17 protein-coding genes are annotated in these 19,176 nt (G+C 38.2%); 15 read left to right on the top strand and 2 right to left on the bottom strand.

Translation table 11 applies throughout. The features are described 5' to 3' along the window. Window position 1: 1 nt before the first annotated feature. The gene (locus R2S57_RS24535; protein WP_316847558.1) at window positions 2-1,219 is read right to left on the bottom strand and encodes an MFS transporter; all 1,218 of its coding nucleotides are present in this window, start codon (window positions 1,217-1,219) and stop codon (window positions 2-4) included. Between the two features lie 290 nt (window positions 1,220-1,509). Between R2S57_RS24535 and R2S57_RS24530 the strand changes: the two genes are divergently transcribed. Beyond that, the gene (locus tag R2S57_RS24530) at window positions 1,510-3,459 is read left to right on the top strand and encodes an amino acid permease (RefSeq protein ID WP_316847557.1); all 1,950 of its coding nucleotides are present in this window, start codon (window positions 1,510-1,512) and stop codon (window positions 3,457-3,459) included. A gap of 23 nt (window positions 3,460-3,482) precedes the next feature. Continuing rightward, window positions 3,483-4,034, top strand: coding sequence for a hypothetical protein (locus R2S57_RS24525; RefSeq protein ID WP_316847556.1), 552 nt, complete (start codon window positions 3,483-3,485; stop codon window positions 4,032-4,034). Between the two features lie 217 nt (window positions 4,035-4,251). Here R2S57_RS24525 and R2S57_RS24520 read toward each other — a convergent pair whose 3' ends face one another. Further along, window positions 4,252-6,231, bottom strand: a complete 1,980-nt coding sequence (locus R2S57_RS24520) for a KUP/HAK/KT family potassium transporter (RefSeq protein WP_316847555.1) — start codon at window positions 6,229-6,231, stop codon at window positions 4,252-4,254. Between the two features lie 180 nt (window positions 6,232-6,411). On the opposite strand from R2S57_RS24520, the gene R2S57_RS24515 reads away from it, so the two are divergent. The 13 genes from R2S57_RS24515 to R2S57_RS24455 all read left to right on the top strand — a co-directional run bounded on the left by R2S57_RS24515 (window position 6,412) and on the right by R2S57_RS24455 (window position 19,136). Beyond that, window positions 6,412-6,942, top strand: a complete 531-nt coding sequence (locus R2S57_RS24515) for a T9SS type A sorting domain-containing protein (RefSeq protein WP_316847554.1) — start codon at window positions 6,412-6,414, stop codon at window positions 6,940-6,942. A gap of 75 nt (window positions 6,943-7,017) precedes the next feature. Continuing rightward, window positions 7,018-7,629 (top strand): fumarylacetoacetate hydrolase family protein, encoded by a 612-nt coding sequence (locus R2S57_RS24510; protein WP_316847553.1) that lies wholly within the window; start codon window positions 7,018-7,020, stop codon window positions 7,627-7,629. A gap of 3 nt (window positions 7,630-7,632) precedes the next feature. Next, a complete protein-coding gene (locus R2S57_RS24505; RefSeq protein ID WP_316847552.1) occupies window positions 7,633-9,366 on the top strand; it encodes a M23 family metallopeptidase in 1,734 nt (577 codons plus the stop codon). 186 nt (window positions 9,367-9,552) lie between these two features. Further along, a complete protein-coding gene (gene bcp, locus R2S57_RS24500) occupies window positions 9,553-10,017 on the top strand; it encodes a thioredoxin-dependent thiol peroxidase (RefSeq protein WP_316847551.1) in 465 nt (154 codons plus the stop codon). A gap of 57 nt (window positions 10,018-10,074) precedes the next feature. Continuing rightward, window positions 10,075-10,920, top strand: coding sequence for a transketolase (locus tag R2S57_RS24495; RefSeq protein ID WP_316847550.1), 846 nt, complete (start codon window positions 10,075-10,077; stop codon window positions 10,918-10,920). An 88-nt stretch (window positions 10,921-11,008) separates the two neighbouring features. Then, entirely contained in the window at window positions 11,009-11,965 is a 957-nt protein-coding gene (locus tag R2S57_RS24490) for a transketolase family protein (protein WP_316847549.1), read from the top strand. 80 nt (window positions 11,966-12,045) lie between these two features. Beyond that, the gene (locus R2S57_RS24485) at window positions 12,046-12,606 is read left to right on the top strand and encodes an RNA polymerase sigma factor (RefSeq protein WP_316827181.1); all 561 of its coding nucleotides are present in this window, start codon (window positions 12,046-12,048) and stop codon (window positions 12,604-12,606) included. A gap of 33 nt (window positions 12,607-12,639) precedes the next feature. Then, entirely contained in the window at window positions 12,640-13,296 is a 657-nt protein-coding gene (locus R2S57_RS24480) for a hypothetical protein (RefSeq protein ID WP_316847548.1), read from the top strand. 3 nt (window positions 13,297-13,299) lie between these two features. Next, window positions 13,300-13,740 (top strand): hypothetical protein, encoded by a 441-nt coding sequence (locus R2S57_RS24475; RefSeq protein WP_316847547.1) that lies wholly within the window; start codon window positions 13,300-13,302, stop codon window positions 13,738-13,740. Between the two features lie 71 nt (window positions 13,741-13,811). Next, window positions 13,812-15,002, top strand: coding sequence for an aspartate aminotransferase family protein (locus R2S57_RS24470; RefSeq protein ID WP_316847546.1), 1,191 nt, complete (start codon window positions 13,812-13,814; stop codon window positions 15,000-15,002). A 52-nt stretch (window positions 15,003-15,054) separates the two neighbouring features. Next, window positions 15,055-15,732, top strand: a complete 678-nt coding sequence (locus tag R2S57_RS24465; RefSeq protein ID WP_316847545.1) for a response regulator transcription factor — start codon at window positions 15,055-15,057, stop codon at window positions 15,730-15,732. Window positions 15,733-15,863: 131 nt separating this feature from the next. After that, window positions 15,864-17,168: a HAMP domain-containing sensor histidine kinase gene (locus R2S57_RS24460; RefSeq protein WP_316847544.1), complete on the top strand. Its 1,305-nt coding sequence runs from the start codon at window positions 15,864-15,866 to the stop codon at window positions 17,166-17,168. Window positions 17,169-17,231: 63 nt separating this feature from the next. Continuing rightward, window positions 17,232-19,136 (top strand): 7TM diverse intracellular signaling domain-containing protein, encoded by a 1,905-nt coding sequence (locus R2S57_RS24455; protein ID WP_316847543.1) that lies wholly within the window; start codon window positions 17,232-17,234, stop codon window positions 19,134-19,136. Window positions 19,137-19,176: the final 40 nt, after the last annotated feature.

Below are 19,176 nucleotides of genomic sequence, written 5' to 3'. Positions count from 1 at the left end.
GTTATACCTCTTCTTTTCTTCTGAGTTTCAAAATAACAAACATCACCAAAACAGATATCAAGATCATGATCAGATAACTGTAGCTCAGGTTACGTTCATCTTTAGCCGGGATCAGGTTTACAATGCCATAACTCAGAAAAGAAACAATTACATAAGTAATCCCTCCCGTTAATCCACCGGCTATGCCCGCATTTTTCGGGAATTTGCTCAAACAGAAAGTGAAGTAATTATTAAAGGTAAATCCTGCTCCTACATGGATCAGAAAGGCAAAGAAAATTAACGACCAAAGGTTCGACACGAAATTTAAGCTCAATATCATCAGGATCACAAAAGCCACCTGGAACAGCGAATTGATCATTAATCTTCTAAAAAAAGGTTTATTAATGGTTGCCTTACCGATAAAGCCGCCCACCATCCAGGCGAAACCTAAAAACAGCGAACTGTAACCGGCAATAACCGGAGAGAAATTGAAATGGTGCTCAATGATAAACGGACCAGTCATATTGTAAACCATCACCATACAATAAGCCAGACCCAACATCACAATACCGAGTGTAAAACTAGTGGTTTTAATCATTTCAACATAGATTTTAGTGATCTTTTTGAGTTGAAAATCGGTAAAGTGCCTTAATGTTTCGCCACTGAACAAGAGCTCAAGAACAGCAAACACCAATGCAAAACCAGCCAAAAAATAAAAGTTCGATTCCCAGCCAAATGCCGTTTGCAGATATCCGCCTATAAATGGTGCAACAATTGGTCCGGTAGACCAAATAATGGAAAACATACTGAGATAGTGTTTTAGCTGGTCGCCTTCATAAAGGTCGACAAAGTAAGCCCTTTTTGCCACCACGATTGCGCCTACAGTAAGTCCGTGAACAATGCGCATCAAATAGATCAGGTAAATGTTATGCGTAGTAGCGATGATAATACTGGCTGCAGCAAAGATTAAAAGTGAGTATAAACAGATCTTATATCTCCCAAAACTATCGAGTACACTACCAATAAAAAGTTGGGCAACACCATAACTGATTAAAAAAATGCTTAAGGTAAGTTGTACCTGTACGTTGCTTACCTGCATTTCGCCAGCCATTGTAGGTAATGATGGGATATAAATATCGGTAGCAAAACCTGAAAGCGGAATTAAAGCAAAAGCCAGGATGGTGGCTAAACCCTGGTTACCTTCTTTGATATATTTTATTTGTGACGTATTTGCATTCATAGGGTGACTGTAATGATATATAAATATTCCAATCAAACAAGAACTTAAGGCTTTTAATTTACCTGATTGATTAAGAGCGACAAAATTAACAGTTTCATTTAGCCTAAAATTATGCGAATCAAACAAAGGATTATTCTAGCCAAATAATTGCAGATTTTTACTTAAATCTAATAAATCAGGCGATTTAGGATGGCAATTATGGCTTAAAGGGAGTGTAATGAAAATTATATCCTGCTTTAAACGTTTTTAGCCAAACTTTTTATAAGTTTGAAGAAACAAGCAAATAAAAGATGTTCGAAAAGCTATTCAGAAAGAAATCTATTTCCAAGATATTACAAGATGCAGCAAAAGGCTATGGCGACCACGAAAACACATTACATAAAACACTCGGAGTACGCGACTTAACAGCTTTTGGAATTGCAGCGATTATTGGGGCAGGGATTTTTAGTACGATTGGCAAGGCAAGTGCAGATGGCGGTCCGGCGGTAATCTTTTTGTTTATTTTTACAGCAGTTGCCTGTAGTTTTGCTGCTTTTGCCTATGCAGAGTTTGCTTCTATGGTTCCGGTTTCGGGCAGTGCTTACACCTATTCTTACGTAGCCTTTGGCGAACTGGTGGCATGGATTATCGGCTGGTCGCTTATTATGGAATATTCCATTGGGAACATTACCGTAGCCATATCCTGGTCTGATTACTTTACCGGATTACTCTCCACCATAAAAATACCGCCACTCGGCATAGATGGCATCCATGTACCCGACTGGATGACAATGGATTACTTAAGTGCATATAACGGACATAAACATGCTGAAGCACTTTTAGCAGCTGGCAAAAACCTGGCTGATTTAGATGCGGCTACGGCTTTGGCCAATAACGCATGGCTTACCGCTCCAACAATCGGTAGTTTTCATCTGGTTGCAGATATTCCGGCCCTGGGCATTATCATTTTAATTACCTGGTTAATTTACCGTGGCATGAAGGAAAGCCGCAACGCCAGTAACGCCATGGTAGTGGTTAAACTCGCCGTAATTCTTTTGGTTTTAGCTGTTGGTATTTTTTATGTAGATACCAAAAACTGGGATCCGTTTGCGCCTAATGGTGTTGCCGGAGTTTTAAAAGGCGTTTCGGCAGTATTTTTCGCTTATATCGGTTTCGATGCCATTTCGACTACCGCCGAAGAATGTAAAAACCCACAACGTGATCTTCCCCGCGGAATGATGTGGGCGATCATCATCTGTACCATCCTTTATGTTGCCATTGCTCTGGTTTTAACCGGTATTGTTAAATCGGACACACTAGCCGTAGGCGATCCACTTGCATTCGTTTTCGACCAGATTAATTTAAAATTAATGAGTGGTATTATTGCAGTAAGTGCTGTTTTTGCCATGGCCAGTGTACTTTTAGTTTTCCAAATGGGTCAACCACGCATCTGGATGAGTATGAGCAGGGATGGATTATTGCCAAAATCGTTTTCAAAAATCCACCCGAAATATAAAACGCCTTCCTTTGCCACCATAGTAGTTGGTTTTGTTGTGGCAGTTCCATCCTTGTTTATGAACCTGACCATCGTTACCGATCTTTGTTCTATTGGAACGCTTTTCGCTTTCGTATTGGTTTGTGCAGGTGTTTTGGTATTACAGAACAGGCCTGATGTACAACGTGGGAAGTTTAAAATACCTTATTTAAACAGTAAATTCATTATTCCAATTGCCTTAATTGCGACGATTATTTTCTCGTTTACAAAATATGGGAAAGAAACAAAAGCTTTCTTTTTCAATTCGCCTAAAACCATCCAAACGGTAAGTTTTGTGACTTCCCTAAGCGGCGACGAACTTAAAATAGTAAAGGAAGAAATTGTTAAAAATGCAGCTCCACAAATTATTTTAGCGGAGAAAGTTGATGCAGAATCATACCTGAGTGCATTACCTGCAGATCGTTACGAACAGTTTATTTCTGCATCCAAAGTATCAGTAGAAAAGAAATACGAAAGTGGCTGGGGCCTGTTCAAACACAAAATCCCGATGTGGATTTTTCTGATCATCTGCGTGGTGATTACTTATTATTGTATCACCAAAAACTTATCGTTAATCCCCGTTTTAGGATTGATCAGCTGTTTGTATATGATGTGCGAACTGGGCATTTCGAACTGGATCGGTTTTGGCATCTGGCTGGTAATTGGTCTTGTGGTTTATTTTGCTTACGGTTACAGACACAGTAAGCTGGCAAATCCGGAAGTTTAAGCCTTAAGCCATTAATAACTGATATGACAATTTTTGAGAAAATAGAGAAACACCAGATAGAGAAAAACTATGTCAAGATTAAAAGAGACGTTGGCAACAAATCTTATGTAATTTCACGCGGCTACATTCTGACTCATTCATTTGATTTCGTTCTGATTGTAGAGGATAATAATTTTGTATTTGACGGATACCGTATATTTCCAATAGCCTCGATTACAAAAATCAGGCATAATGAATTTGATCAATTCTATGATTCCATTATGGAACAGGAAGGCCACAAAAAGCTGATCGAACTGCCTTACCAAATTGATCTAGAAAGCTGGGAAAGCATTTTCGATTCTATAAAAAACATAAACTTAAAATGTGCTGTAGAAAACGAAAACAACGATCGCTTCTTTTTTAAAATCGGAGAGCTTGTAAAAGTGAAAAGAAGAAGTTTAAAAATCCTGAACTTCGATCCTGCAGGGTACATAGATGATGAACCGACAAAGATTAAATATAAAGAAATCTCATCTGTTAGTTTTGATGATAATTACACCAATACCATGAGTAAATACCTAAGGATAAGGGAGTAATTTAACATAAGTTTCCCTCAACTCTATCGGTCGGTGGAGACACAGACCGATAGGATTCATTTTATTTCTTTTTTATAAAAGCCAGTACGGTAATCATCACAAGTCCTAACCCAGATGCAATCATGTAATTATTGGCATGATCAAGGTGATATATTTTTGCTACGGGCCCAGCTATGAACAAGCCGATTCCCAATATTAAAATAGCCATCCTCATCAATTAAACTGGCAATCTATGTAATTCGATATCGTCAGGTGTAACAAAAATTAATGGAACCTTTTCTACATCAACATAACTGCTGTCTAAACCAAAACTCCGCTCTTCTGATAAACTTAGTTTTTTCAGGATAAAGTAGTAATCCATGATCTGTCGCTCGTAAAAACTCAATTTCGTAAATTTAGACAAGTGTTTTTCTAAAAGCACGAACCTGAAATCGCCGGCAATCTTATGTTTATTCAATGAAGTATATTGACTCGTAATATCAATTTCACCGTTTTTAACCAGTTCTTCAACCACCTTGCGGTACAATAAATTTACCCGTTGTTCAATCCTGAAACCCAATCTAAAATCAATTCTGATCAGTTTACCAGGGATGAGGAATTCAACTTTATAATCTAATGTATAAGGCTCATCCATTACATCCACATGCACCAACCAGTACACATCGGCACGTTTTGGTTCCTTTTGAATAATGGAATAGATAATCTTCGATTCGATTTCTGTTTTAAAGTTCGCACTCGTTAAATAAACCAGTTGAGACGAATATTTTGGAACCGATTCATCATTGCTCAGCTCGCTTAAAATCTCATAATAATCTTCAATTTCAACGTACTTAACAAATCTGTTTTTAATCTTGCGTGCCACAAACCAGCTCCACATCACAGTGAAAAGTGCCGAACCGATCAGTACCGTTAACCAACCTCCATCAGAGAATTTGTGCAGGTTACTGAAAAGGAAAGTACCTTCAATAATCACATATACGGAAATAAAAATCGCGATCAGGTATTTTGGGAAACGTTTGCTCCTTAAATACACACTTACCAAAATGGTGGTCATCAGCATCGCTATGGTAATAGACAGGCCATAAGCGGCATCCATTTTAGACGATTCTTTCCAGAAAAACACGATACTACAACAGCCTAACCAAAGCATCCAATTAATAGAAGGCACATATAACTGGCCTTTCTGAACAGATGGATATACGATTTTGATTTTCGGCCAAAGGTTTAAACGAACCGCCTCTGAGATTAAGGTAAAGGAACCACTAATCAACGCCTGACTTGCAATAACCGCCGCCATGGTAGCCAAAATCACCATTGGCACCTGAAAATGACTCGATATAATCTGAAAGAAAGGATTCATTTTCGAACTCGGAATGAAAGTGCTTTCGTTCTGCAAAATCCAAACACCCTGACCTAAATAATTTAAAATCAGTGTTATTTTCACAAAGATCCAGCTGATCCTGATGTTGTTACGACCGCAGTGCCCCAGATCCGAATATAATGCCTCTGCCCCGGTAGTACAGAGAAAAACACCTCCCAAGATAATAAATGCCTTACTATTGGTGGCCAATAAATGCACGGCATAATATGGATTAAGCGCTTTTAATATGCTAAAGTCCTTTACAATGAATAAAAGCCCGGCTATACCCAAAACCGTAAACCAAACAAACATTACAGGACCGAACAGCTTCCCAACCAAATTGGTTCCAAACTGCTGGATAATGAAAAGAACCGTTAGAATTGCAATTACTACGGGTACTACTGGTATATCGAACTTATTGGTTAAACCTTCTATGGCTGATGTTACCGTGATACTTGGCGTAATTACCCCATCGGCAAGCAATGCGCAACCTCCAACAACTGCTGGTACGATTAACCATTTTGCCTTTTTCCTTACCAGAGAGAATAAAGAGAAAATCCCGCCCTCACCTTTATTATCTGCTCTTAATGTTATAATAACATATTTAATGGTGGTTTGCAGGGTAAGTGTCCAGATGATACAAGAAAGTACGCCAAGAACAACATCTGTGGTTATCGATCCCGGACTTCCAACCACTCCTCCTTTTACGCCCAGAATACTGGTAAAAATTGCGTTAAGTGTATATAATGGTGATGTACCAATGTCACCGAACACAATCCCTAAACTAATTAGAACACCGCCGGCGGTTAACGCGTTGACATTTTTATGATTTGACACTTCGTTGATTATTTTAGTGCGGCAAAAGTAAACTAACTATAACAATTTAACAACCAAATTATTGTGTATTTTTAACACTATGAAAATTAAATTTTATTGTTAAATTGTGTTAAATTATGGCTTTTAAACAAAATGTTTAATTTCTTTGTTTTAAATTAATACATTTGCTATACCAATTTGATGAAACTCTACGCTAAGATAACGTTCCTCACAAAACTAGCCTGCACATTGTGCATTGTTTTGTTATGTGGAATAAATTCTTGGGCACAACAAGCTGATAGTATCCACATTAGCTTAAAAAACAGAACTAAAAAAACAAGTAGAATTCCTGAAATCAAAGCAAATATCACCCCCTATAAACCACTTTACACTTCTATTGGTGGTTCGGGAATGTTCAATACGTATTCAACAACACCAAAAAACACAGCGGTTGTAGCAAAAGATAAATTGTTAACCATTGTAAAAATATATCCGAATCCGGTAGAAGATCAGTTAAATATTATCTTATCTATTGGAAAAGATGGTACTCAAACGACAATCAAAATCATCGATTTATTGGGTAATGAGGTAACAACGTTAGCAAACGAACGCTTAAATGCGGGCGAACAGACCAAAAGTTTCGTTATTCCAAGCAGAATAAATCCTGGTATTTACTTTTTAAGGGTTATCGCAGGGTCAGAAAGTCAAGTAAAACGCATCTCAGTTTTATAACATCATTTTCTTTTCTATTTTTGATTGATGCGGATTTAATTCCCTTCTATTTTATCATATTTCATATTCTTAAGAATGAAAATCATCGCCATTGGCAGAAACTATGCCGAACATGCAAAAGAGCTGAACAATCCAGTTCCAACTATTCCAGTAATTTTTTTGAAACCGGATACGGCCGTTCTAAAAGACAACAAACCTTTTTATTTGCCAGATTTCTCTGATGACGTTCATTACGAATTAGAAGTGGTGCTAAAAATCTGCAAGGAAGGAAAACATATTGCCGAAAAATTTGCGGCCAATTATTACGATGAAGTTTGTTTGGGCATCGATTTTACCGCTCGCGATATCCAGGCTAAACACAAAGAAAAAGGATTGCCATGGGAACTTGCCAAAGCTTTTGACAACTCAGCTCCCATCAGTATTTTTCTTCCCAAAAGTGATTTCGAAGATCTTTACAATTTAAATTTTGAGCTAAAGGTTAATGGAGAAAGCCGTCAGGTTGGCCATACTAAAGATTTGTTATTCTCGTTCGAGAAGATAATTAGCTTTGTTTCCCAGTATATTACCTTAAAAAAAGGCGATTTAATTTTCACCGGAACGCCACAGGGTGTAGGCAAAACAAATAGGGGCGATAAACTAGAAGCCTGGTTAGAAGGAAAGCAACTTTTAAATTTTGATGTAAAGTAACGAATGATTAAAAATCCGATCCAGTACAAGTTAAAATTTTCCGTTTCAATTTGCCTTTTATTTGCCTCAGTTTGTGTTCAGGCGCAACAGATTTTCAGCACGAATAAGTATCCTATAACCGATTTCAGGCAGCCGCTCGATATTACTCCTCCTGCCCTTGCAGGATCTTTTGGAGAAATCCGTGGTAACCACTTTCACTCCGGAATCGATTTTAGGACCAACCAGCGCGAAGGTTACCCCGTTTATGCCGTAGCCGATGGTTACATTTCGAGATTGAGGGTCCAGAATAGTGGTTTTGGACAAGCTTTGTACATCAACCATGCGAACGGATTTACTACCGTTTATGGCCACTTACAACGTTTCGCCCCAAAAATTGCGACCATTGTTAAAAACCTCGAATACGAAAAAAAATCGTTCGAGATCGATGAATTTCCTGATGCCACATTAATTCCGGTACATAAAGGCGAAATTATTGCGTGGTCTGGTAACCGTGGCAGTTCGGGCGGTCCACATTTACACTTCGAAATCAGGGATACCAAAACAGAAGAGACGATAAACCCGCAGTTTTTCGGCATTATTATTCCAGATAACATCCCTCCGGTGATCCATGGTTTATATGTTTACCGTTTAAATGGCAAAACTTTTAACGAATTTACCCCAAAGCAGGCCATTAGTATTACGGGTTCGAATGGAACTTACAAAACCACCGCCCCTATCAGTTTAACCGGAGAAGTTGGCTTTGGTATTGTAGTAACCGATCGGCACAACGGTTTATCGGGCACAAACGGTGTATATTCTATCCAGTTAGAAGTTGATGGCAAAAAAGTGTACACTTCGGCTTTGGAGCGTTTTGCTTTCGAAGACAGCAAGGCCATCAATTCGCATATCGATTATCCTACTTATTTAGATACCAAAAGGAGTATCCAAAAAAGCTTTGTAGAACCTGGTAACCCTTTAAAAATTTATAGTGGTTTGGTAAACGGTGGCCGCATTAATTTTAATGATGGCGCACAACACCAACTCCGTTACATCATTACCGATTCAAAAGGAAACTCATCCGTTTTACCCTTTACCGTAAATGCGGGCTCAGCACCTATTGCAAGTCCGGTTGTTCCTCCCGGAATAATTTATCCTTACAATAGGGTAAACGAGTTTAATACCGATGATATTAAAGTTGTTTTCCCGTTGGGAACATTATATAGTGATTTAAATTTCACCTATAAAAAACTACCTAAACCAACCGGAAATGCATGGTCGGCTGTACACCAGATTCACAATCGTTATACACCACTACATATTGGTTTCGACATCTCGATCAAAGCGGATAATCTGCCCGAAAACCTGAGAAGCAAGGCCTTAATTGTAAATACGAATGGTTCCTCGCAAGGTGGATTTTTCGAAAATGGCTATGTTAAGGCTACGCCAAAAAATTTCGGCAGCTTTTATATTGCTACCGATACCATTGCACCAAGGGTAGTACCCGTAAATATTGCTGAAGGAAAAAACATGGCTGGTTTATCGAAAATATTTTTCAAAATCAGCGATAACCTGTCTGGCATTAAAAGTTTTAACGGTTATATTGATGGCAAGTGGGTTTTAATGGAGTTTGACACAAAAACAGCGACCCTGTGGCACAGTTTCGACGAAAGAACTGGCGCAGGAAAACATACATTAGAATTGGTGGTAATGGATATGAAAGAGAATACCAGAAAATATACTGTAACGTTCTTTAAATAGGAACAGGATTTTTAAGATTTAAGGATGTCATGATCAAAGTGCGGTCAAAACGGAATGATTTGTACTAAAAAATGTCATCTTTTAACATATATCGAACAGTATAATAAGTTAAACTGTTTAAATTGCGAAAATGGTTAAACCATCTATCATTCAAAAAATCAATCATTCAAAATTCAATCATTATATATGGCAGAGTTAACAGAAGGTGATCAGGCACCTGCAATTACATCAAAAGATCAAAATGGAGCTAATGTTTCTTTAAGCGACTATAAAGGCAAAACCGTTGTCCTTTATTTTTACCCGAAAGATGATACCCCAGGCTGTACGGCTGAGGCTTGCGATTTCAGGGATAACTATCAGGGTTTACAGGCTAAAGGAATTATGGTTTTAGGCGTTAGTGTTGATGATGAAAAATCGCACCATAAGTTTGTAACGAAGCATAACCTACCGTTTACCCTACTGGCAGATACCGATCAGAAGATTGTAAACGATTATGGTGTTTGGGCAGAGAAAAACATGTACGGTAAAAAATACATGGGTACAGTACGCACCACTTTCATTATAGATGGCGACGGAAAAATTTCGCATATCATTAAAAAAGTTGACACCAAAAATTCAACACAACAAGTACTCGATTTAATCAATAACTAATTATGATATAGCGGGTAAAATATTACCTTTGCTATGTAACAACAACCTCTTATTTTAATGAAACATACAATTAAAGAGCTAGAAGATATTGCCTCTCAGATCAGACGAGATATCGTAAGAATGGTTCACGGATGTCAATCAGGCCACCCAGGTGGTTCATTAGGTTGCGCCGATTTTTTTACCGCCCTATATTTTGAAGTCTTAAACCACAAGAAAGATTTCACTATGGACGGTATTGGTGAAGATTTATTCTTCTTATCTAACGGGCACATTTCTCCGGTTTGGTACAGCACGCTTGCGCATGCAGGTTATTTCGATAAAAGTGAATTGGCAACCTTCCGTAAACTTGATTCAAGATTACAGGGTCACCCAACCACACACGAACACTTACCAGGTATCCGTGTAGCTTCTGGCTCATTAGGTCAGGGCATGTCGGTAGCTATCGGTGCTGCCTTAACCAAAAGATTAAATGGTGATAAATCTTACGTTTTCACGCTGCATGGCGATGGAGAATTACAAGAAGGCCAAAACTGGGAAGCAGCTATGTTTGCACCATTCCATGAGTTGGATACTTTAATCTGCAGTGTAGATTATAACGGTCAGCAGATTGATGGCCCTACTAAAAAGGTACTTTCTTTAGATAGTTTACAAGCAAAATTTGAAGCTTTCGGATGGCATGTAATCAATACTGATGGTAACGATATGCAATCAATTGTTGAGGGATTACACTACGCTAAAACTTTAACAGGAAAAGGTAAACCAATCTTAAACTTAATGAGCACACAAATGGGTGCTGGTGTAGATTATATGATGGGTTCGCATAAATGGCACGGTACTGCGCCAAATGATGAACAATTGGCCTTAGCTTTAGCGCAATTACCAGAAACTTTAGGGGATTACTAAATCAGATTGGAGACAGAAGACATGAGATTTGAGACGAACTATCGCTCAAGCTCACCTCTAAAATCTCATATCTCATATCTAAAAAACAATGAAAAAATATACATATACAGAAAAAAAAGATACACGTTCGGGTTTTGGTGCTGGCTTACATGAGGCTGGTAAGAAAAACGAAAATGTAGTTGCTTTATGTGCCGATTTAGTTGGATCGCTTAAAATGGATGCTTTTATTAAAGATTTTCCTGAGCGTTTTACACAGGTTGGTATTGCAGAAGCAAATATGATCGGTATTGCAGCAGGTATGACCATTGGTGGTAAAATTCCTTTCACAGGTACTTTTGCCAACTTTTCTACCGGTCGTGTTTACGATCAGATCCGCCAATCGGTAGCTTATTCTAACAAAAACGTTAAAATTTGTGCATCACACGCGGGTTTAACCTTAGGCGAAGATGGTGCTACCCACCAGATTTTAGAAGATATTGGTTTAATGAAAATGTTGCCAGGAATGGTGGTGATTAATCCTTGCGATTATAACCAGACTAAAGCAGCAACTTTAGCCATTGCAGAATACGAAGGCCCCGTTTATTTACGTTTCGGTCGCCCGGTAATTCCTGTATTTACAGATCCTGATCAAAAATTTGAGATTGGTAAAGCATGGATGGTTAACGAAGGTACAGATGTGACCATTATTGCTACAGGCCACATGGTTTGGAAAGCAATTGAAGCTGGAGAAAAATTAGCTGAATTGGGTATCGATGCCGAAATCATCAATATCCACACCATTAAACCTTTGGACGACGAAGCAATCTTAAAATCGGTGAAGAAAACAGGTTGTATAGTGACTTGCGAAGAGCACAATAAATTTGGCGGTTTAGGCGAAAGCGTAGCACGTTTGTTGACTACCGAATTGCCAACCCCACAAGAATTTGTAGCCACTAACGATACTTTCGGCGAAAGCGGAACACCAGATCAATTAATGTCTAAATATGGCTTAGATGCTGTAAACATTGTTGAAGCTGTTCAAAAAGTAATCGGCAGAAAAAAATAGATTTGAAAAATTGGATATGAGGTTTGATACCTAAAGTCAAATCTCATATCTCAATTCTCACATCTCAAATCTATATTACTATGAAACAAGTTGAAGATTCAGAAATTCTTGCTCTGTTTGCCGTAGAGCGTACGCGAAATGAAGCCTTTAACCTGTTATTAAAAAAATATCAGCAGAAAATATACTGGCATATCCGCAGGCTGGTTTTAAACCACGATGATTGTGATGATCTTTTGCAGGAGGTATTTGTAAAGGTTTGGAAAAACCTCGAAAAATTCAGGAGTGATTCTCAATTATATACCTGGATTTACCGCATTGCCACCAACGAATCGATCACTTTTCTAAACAAACAAAAACAGCGCAACAATACTCCTTTGGATGAAGTATCATCTGAGCTTGCCGATAACCTGGTGGCTTCATCGTATTTTAATGGCGATAAGCTCGAACTTAAATTGCAAAAAGCAATCCTTACCTTACCTGAAAAACAACGGATCATCTTCAATATGAAATATTTCGACGATATGAAATATGAAGAGATTTCGGAAGTTCTGGGCACCTCTGTAGGCGCTCTAAAAGCATCATTTCACATCGCAGCGAAAAAAATTGAAGCTTTTATTACAAATGATGAAATAGACTATTAAACCTTTTCACTTTAATTGTATCATATATCTGTGATGAACGAAAATATAGAAAATAACGATTGGATGAACGAAGCTCCTGCTCTTGCGGCCATGGGGAAACGTAATCCATTCTCCGTTCCTGATGGATATTTCGAAAATTGTGATGAGGCCATTTTTTCTGCTGTCTTTTTAGATGGATTGAAACAGAAAACCAGTGACAATAATTTTGAAGTTCCACAAAATTATTTTGAAGATTTAACGGAACGCATACAAACACGGATTGCCCTATCTGAGCTGCCTAAAGCAGAAAATGCTTTTGCTGTGCCAGAAAATTATTTCGACACCTTACAAAGTAGAATTGCAGATAGAATTGTGGCATCTGAACCTAAAAAGGAAATTAAGATCATTCCTTTATGGAGAAGGAATTTTGTTAAATACGCAAGCGCTGCCTGTTTCTTGTTAATGGCTTCATTTGGTGTTTATTTTTACCAGAACGGTTCAACTACTGCAGTTCAGCAAGTACAATCTGCCGAAGCAGTAAACGAACAAATGTTATACGATATTGATGAAAGTACAATCATCGATCATTTAGAAACAGAAAATACAACAACATCCAATATAAAAACTACTTCTGCGTCAGATACAGAAATGGAAAACTACATCCTGAGCAATTTCTCGTCGAACGATTTATCTCAAGAATTAAATAATTAACACATGAAGAATTTACTTTTTGTTGCTTTAATGTTTTTATTACCTACCACCCTATTGGCGCAAAGGCCAAGGGGCGAAGAAATAGAATCTCTTAAAATAGCTTTTTTTACTCAAAAACTGGATTTATCACCTGAAGAGGCTAAAATTTTCTGGCCGATTTACAACGATATGCAAGAAGAACAGAATGCATTACGCAAAGAGCGTATGCAGAAAATGATCTCTTTCCGCAAAACAACAGAGATTGATAATTTAACCGACGCACAGGTACAAAGTTTGATTACCAGCGAATTTGATTTCAAACAAAAAGACCTTAATCTCGACAAAAAATATTACAACAGGCTTAAATCTGCGTTACCCATTAAAGTGGTAGGTAAATTTTACAGGGCCCAGGAAGGCTTTAAAAGGGAGTTACTCAATAGATTTAAAGGCGGTCAAAAGCCATAACAAAAAAGACTTACAGCAATGTAGGTCTTTTTTTGTTTTAAAGCGCTCCATCATTTCCGTACTTTTGTGCCATGCTTACCCAACGTCAGTTGTTTTTACAACACAATGCACAAACCTCTCCTGAACCGCTTATGCTCGAATTTGTTAGGGCAAAAGGAATTTACATTTACGATGCGCAGGGCAAAAAACACATCGACCTTATTGCCGGTATCGGCGTAAGTAATGTTGGCCACTGCCATCCAGCTGTGGTTAAGGCCATCCAGGAGCAAGCAGAAACCTATATGCACCTTATGGTTTATGGAGAATACGTGCAAACACCACAAGTAAATTTTGCCAAGGCGCTGGCCGATATTTTACCAGAAAGTTTAAGCTGTACCTACTTTTTAAACTCAGGAACAGAGGCGGTAGAAGGCGCCATGAAGCTGGCCAAACGGTATACAGGCAGAAAAGGATTTATTGCCTGTAAAAATGCCTACCATGGCAGCACCCAAGGTGCTGAAAGTTTAATGGAAAGTGATTTCTATTCTTCTGGTTATGGTCCTTTTTTGCCCCATGTAAGTTTTATCGAACATAATCATATCGCTGATCTGGATAAAATCACAACAGAAATTGCAGCTGTTTTTATCGAACCTATTCAGGGTGAGGCCGGAATTAGAGTGGCCGATTTAAGCTATATGCAGGCCTTGCGTAAAAAGTGTACCGACACAGGAACCTTATTAATTTTCGACGAAATACAATCTGGTTTTGGCCGCAGCGGTAAAATGTTTGCTTTCGAACATTACAATACTGTACCCGATGTTTTGCTTTTGGCCAAAGGCATTGGAGGTGGCATGCCAATCGGCGCATTTATCAGCTCTTTAGAGATCATGTCGGTATTATCGCATACACCAATTTTAGGCCACATGACTACTTTTGGCGGTCATCCGGTTTGTTGTGCTGCAGGTTTAGCTACTTTACGCACATTGGTCGACAATCATATTGTTGATGAAGTGGAGGAAAAGGGACAATTGTTTAAAAAGCTCCTTCAACACCCAGCGATTAAAGGGATCAGAGGGAAAGGTTTAATGCTGGCCGTTGAATTTGACAGTTTCGAGATCAACAAAAAAATTATCGACGCCTGCATATTAGATGGCCTACTATCCGATTGGTTTTTACATTGCAGCAATTCTATGCGCATCGCTCCTCCGCTAATTATTACAAAAGAAGAAATTGAAGAAGCCTGTGCGATCATCCTAAAAAATATTAACTTAGTTGCAAGCTAAAAGCATAGCGCAAAGCACCGGGGGATATTAAAAACTACTAATTGTAAACTGAATGAACGTACTCATAGTTGAAGATGAAAAGAGCTTAGCGCTTGAAATGGATGAATTCTTAAGTAAGGAAGGATTTATTGTAGAGCATGCCTGGAAAAAATCTTCTGCGGAGGAAAAGATATTTGTAAATAATTACGATTTCATTTTATTGGATTTAGGCCTGCCAGATGGCGACGGTTTTGACATATTAAAACAGTTAAAAGCCACAAAAGACCGCGATGATGCGGTAATTATTTTAACTGCCCGTAGTGCTGTAGACGACCGGATTAAAGGTCTTGATGAAGGTGCAGACGATTATCTTCCAAAACCTTTCTCCTTAAATGAACTTTTAGCGCGGATGCATGCCATTACGCGTAGAAAACATAAGCTAGAGAAAAATGAAATCAACATTCACAATTTTTTACTCAACATCCAAAACAGGACCGTTGCTTTTGGAGAAGAAAGATTAAACCTTACCAAAAAAGAGTTCGAAATTTTCAATTACCTGGTACTGAACAAAAACCGGGTGGTATCGAGAATGAGCCTAACCGAACATGTTTGGGGCGATATCTTAGAAGTAAACTCAGATTCGAACTTCGTTGATGTGCATGTTAAAAATTTACGTAAAAAATTGGCGGCGGTGAGCCCGACTGATTGGTTTGAAACCGTAAGGAGTATTGGATACAGGATTAATTGTTAGCGCGTCGGAAAGTCGGAGGTCCGAGGTCGGAAGTTTAGTTCCGGGTTTGGCTTCAGTTAACCGATTAAACAGTTAACCGATTACCCCCCAATGAACAAATGGCCAATGAACCATTGAACTATTAAACCAAAATGAAGTTACAGGTTAAGTTTTCTTTATATAATGCAGTAACCAAAATCGCCATCATCCTGCTGTTGGGAGCGATTATTTTATTCTCGTTAGACCGACTTGCCTATAACCAGCTCGATAACCGTTTAATCAAGAAGAAAAACAAAATCATTGAGAATTTAAACGATAACGAGATCGATAGCCTTTTAAACAAAGAACAATCATTTACCGATTATAACATTTTAAAGGAAGAGTTTATTGTTTTAACCGATATTCCAGACACCCAAAAAGATTCTACAGCAAAAGTATTTACCGAAAAGCGGGAAATTGAAGGCGATATTGAGGTATACCGCATCCTCAACTACAAATTTTCTTACCATACAAACTGGTACAACCTCGAGATCGGGGAAACTATGACAGCCCTGCAATCGATTAAAAATTCGATCCGCTTTTACATGCTCATTGTACTGGTAGCTGCATTGCTGATTACGCTTGTAGCCGACTTTACCTTCTCTAATTTCTTGTTGAAGCCATTTTACCTCATTATCGACAAAAAAATTAATCTGGTTGATGACCCATCTCACTATAATTACCAGAATATACCCACCAGTACCGACGATTTTAAAATCCTGGATAACAGCATCAACTCTTTAATGCGGAAAATAAATACACTTTTCGCTTTAGAAAAACAGTTTATCGCCAATGTTTCGCATGAGTTGCTTACGCCTATCTCCATTTTAAGTACCCGGTTTGAGAATATGCTCAATACCCCAAATATTCCGGTAGAGCACGAAAACAAAATTTATGCTTCGCTAAAAACATTAAACCGTTTAAAGGTGATTATCAACAGTTTGTTGCTCATCTCGAAGGTTGAGAATAACCAATACTTAAAAACTGAAGAAATCAGCCTGAAACAAGAAATCGAAGACATTTATGAAGATTTAGAAGATCGGATAGCAGATAAAAATATCAGTTATAGTGCAAACCTGAGCAAAGATTTTCATTTTACAGGCAATAAAGCATTGATCCACACGCTCCTGATCAATATTATTAATAATGCAATTAAATATAATATTGAAGGGGGGACTATTGTGATAACGGATAAAACCGAGTTCGAAAAATACGTATTAATGATCAGCGATACCGGGTCGGGAATGAGCAAAGTACTTGTGGAGGATGCCTTTGATCGTTTTAAAAGAGGGAATACCGAAGAAAGTGGCTTTGGTTTGGGCCTGGCAATTGTTCAAAGTATAGCCAAATTCCATAAAATCGACATCGACATTAAATCTGAAGAACACCAGGGAACCAGTATTTCATTAATTTTTTAAAATGAAACTCTTCTGATAACCTGATCGGTATCACCTAAATACAAATTTGTACCTTTGTGGTTCATGCTGGCACTAACTTATTTAAAGCGTTTATCTTTTTTTACTGTTATCATTTTATTGTTTTCTGTTTCGGGCTTAAAAGCGCAGAAAATAGTAGAAATGCAGGATGCTGTTGCACAGCACATCTTTACCTTTAAAGAAATCGAGGTTTTGGAAGATGCGGATAACCGGTACACCTTCGATGAGATTAAAAGCAGTGCATTCGATCAACAATTTAAAGCCAGTTTAAGCAGTACTCCACAAACCAAACAGCTCAATAAAACATATTGGTTCAGGATAAAAATTAAACAGAATGATTTAGCTGATAAACCTTTTTTGTTGGAGTTTTTCGATCAGACTATCGATCACATTACTGCATATATCCCACAGGGAAATCAAAAGTACAAGCTTAAAAATTTAGGCGATGCCAATCCTTTCGACAAACGCCTGATCCACCATAAAAATTTTGAAATACCGCTGCAAAATGATGGCAACGAAATACAGACCTATTATTTCAAGATCAGTTCTTCTCAAATAGCTGATGTTATTATCGTATTGAGAACCACTGAGTGGTTTATCTCTTATGCCTTAGACGAGTATTTTTACTTTGGTATTTTTTATGGGATGATCCTGGTTTTCAGTTTCTATAACCTCATTATGTTTGTTGCCATCAGGCAAAAGCAATACCTTTATTATGTACTTTACAACTTAAGTGTTGGCTTTTTCGAAATGAGTACTGATGGGATAGCCTATCAATATCTATGGCCCAACGCCCCGGTATGGAATCAGGTAGCATATGCTTTTGCTTTATGTGCCACCAGTATTTTTGCCCTGCTGTTTACCCGCGAACTTTTATATGTTAAAGCAAAGGCGCCCAAGCTCAATCAGTTTATTGTAGGCATCATTGTGTGCAGAATCCTATTTTTTGTTTATTGCTATCTTTTCGATCAAACGTTATTCAGTTATAAATTTATCGAGGCCGTTCCCTTATCCGTTGCTTTTTTTACCGGGATTTATATTTATAAAAAAGGATATCAACCTGCCCGTTTCTTTGTTTTAGGTTATAGCTTTTTGTTTGCGGGTTTTATCCTTAAATTTCTGATTATGCTTGGCATTGGCTGGCTTAATTTTGGGGCTATTAGTTACTATAGTTTAAGTTTCTGCTTTGTGCTGGAGATGATCTTTTTGTCATTTGCCATAGGCGATAAAGTGCGGATCCTTAAAGTAAAAAAGGATAAAGCACAGCAGAAAATCATCAGGCAAATGGCTGTAAACGCCAAACTGAAAGACAGTATTAATCAAGAACTTGAGAGCAAAGTGGAGGAACGTACCCGCGAGGTTTACCACAAATCGCTCATCATCGAAAGTAAAAATCAGGCACTAGAAGAAGTCAATGCCCTGCTACAGCAACAAGCGGAAGAAATTTCGCGGATGAACGTGCTGCTGGAACATGATAACGTAGAACTGCAAACGAGCGTAGAAAAGGTTACCCGAGATCGGGTAATGTCTACCGAGGTAGATTTTGAAGAGTTCAGCAAAATTTATCCCGATAAGGAAACTTGTTACGAATTTTTGGCCCAACTGAAATGGAGCAATGGCTACCACTGCCGAAAATGCAGCAATGACCACTATTTTAACGGCCATATTTTAAATAGCCGCCGTTGCAGCAAATGTGGTTACGAAGAATCGGTAACCACCTATACCATTTTTCACAATACTAGGATACCGATCAATAAAGCATTTTACATGATCTTCCTGATTTACTCTACCAAAGGTAACATCTCCTCTCATAAATTATCAGAGCTCCTCTCTATTCGGCAGAGCACTTGCTGGACCTTCGGTGCCCGCATTAAAAAAGTGATGGACGACCGGAAGAAAACTTTGAAAAAAACAGCCAAAAACGGTTGGAGCCAGCTTGTAATTGAATAAATGCCAGTGTTGTTCGTCACAAATTTGTTTGTTTCATACT

Origin of the sequence: Pedobacter psychrodurus (assembly GCF_032678585.1) — a bacterium.
GTDB classification, from domain to species: Bacteria; Bacteroidota; Bacteroidia; order Sphingobacteriales; family Sphingobacteriaceae; genus Pedobacter; species Pedobacter psychrodurus_A.
This window is presented reverse-complemented; position numbering and strand designations above follow the sequence as displayed.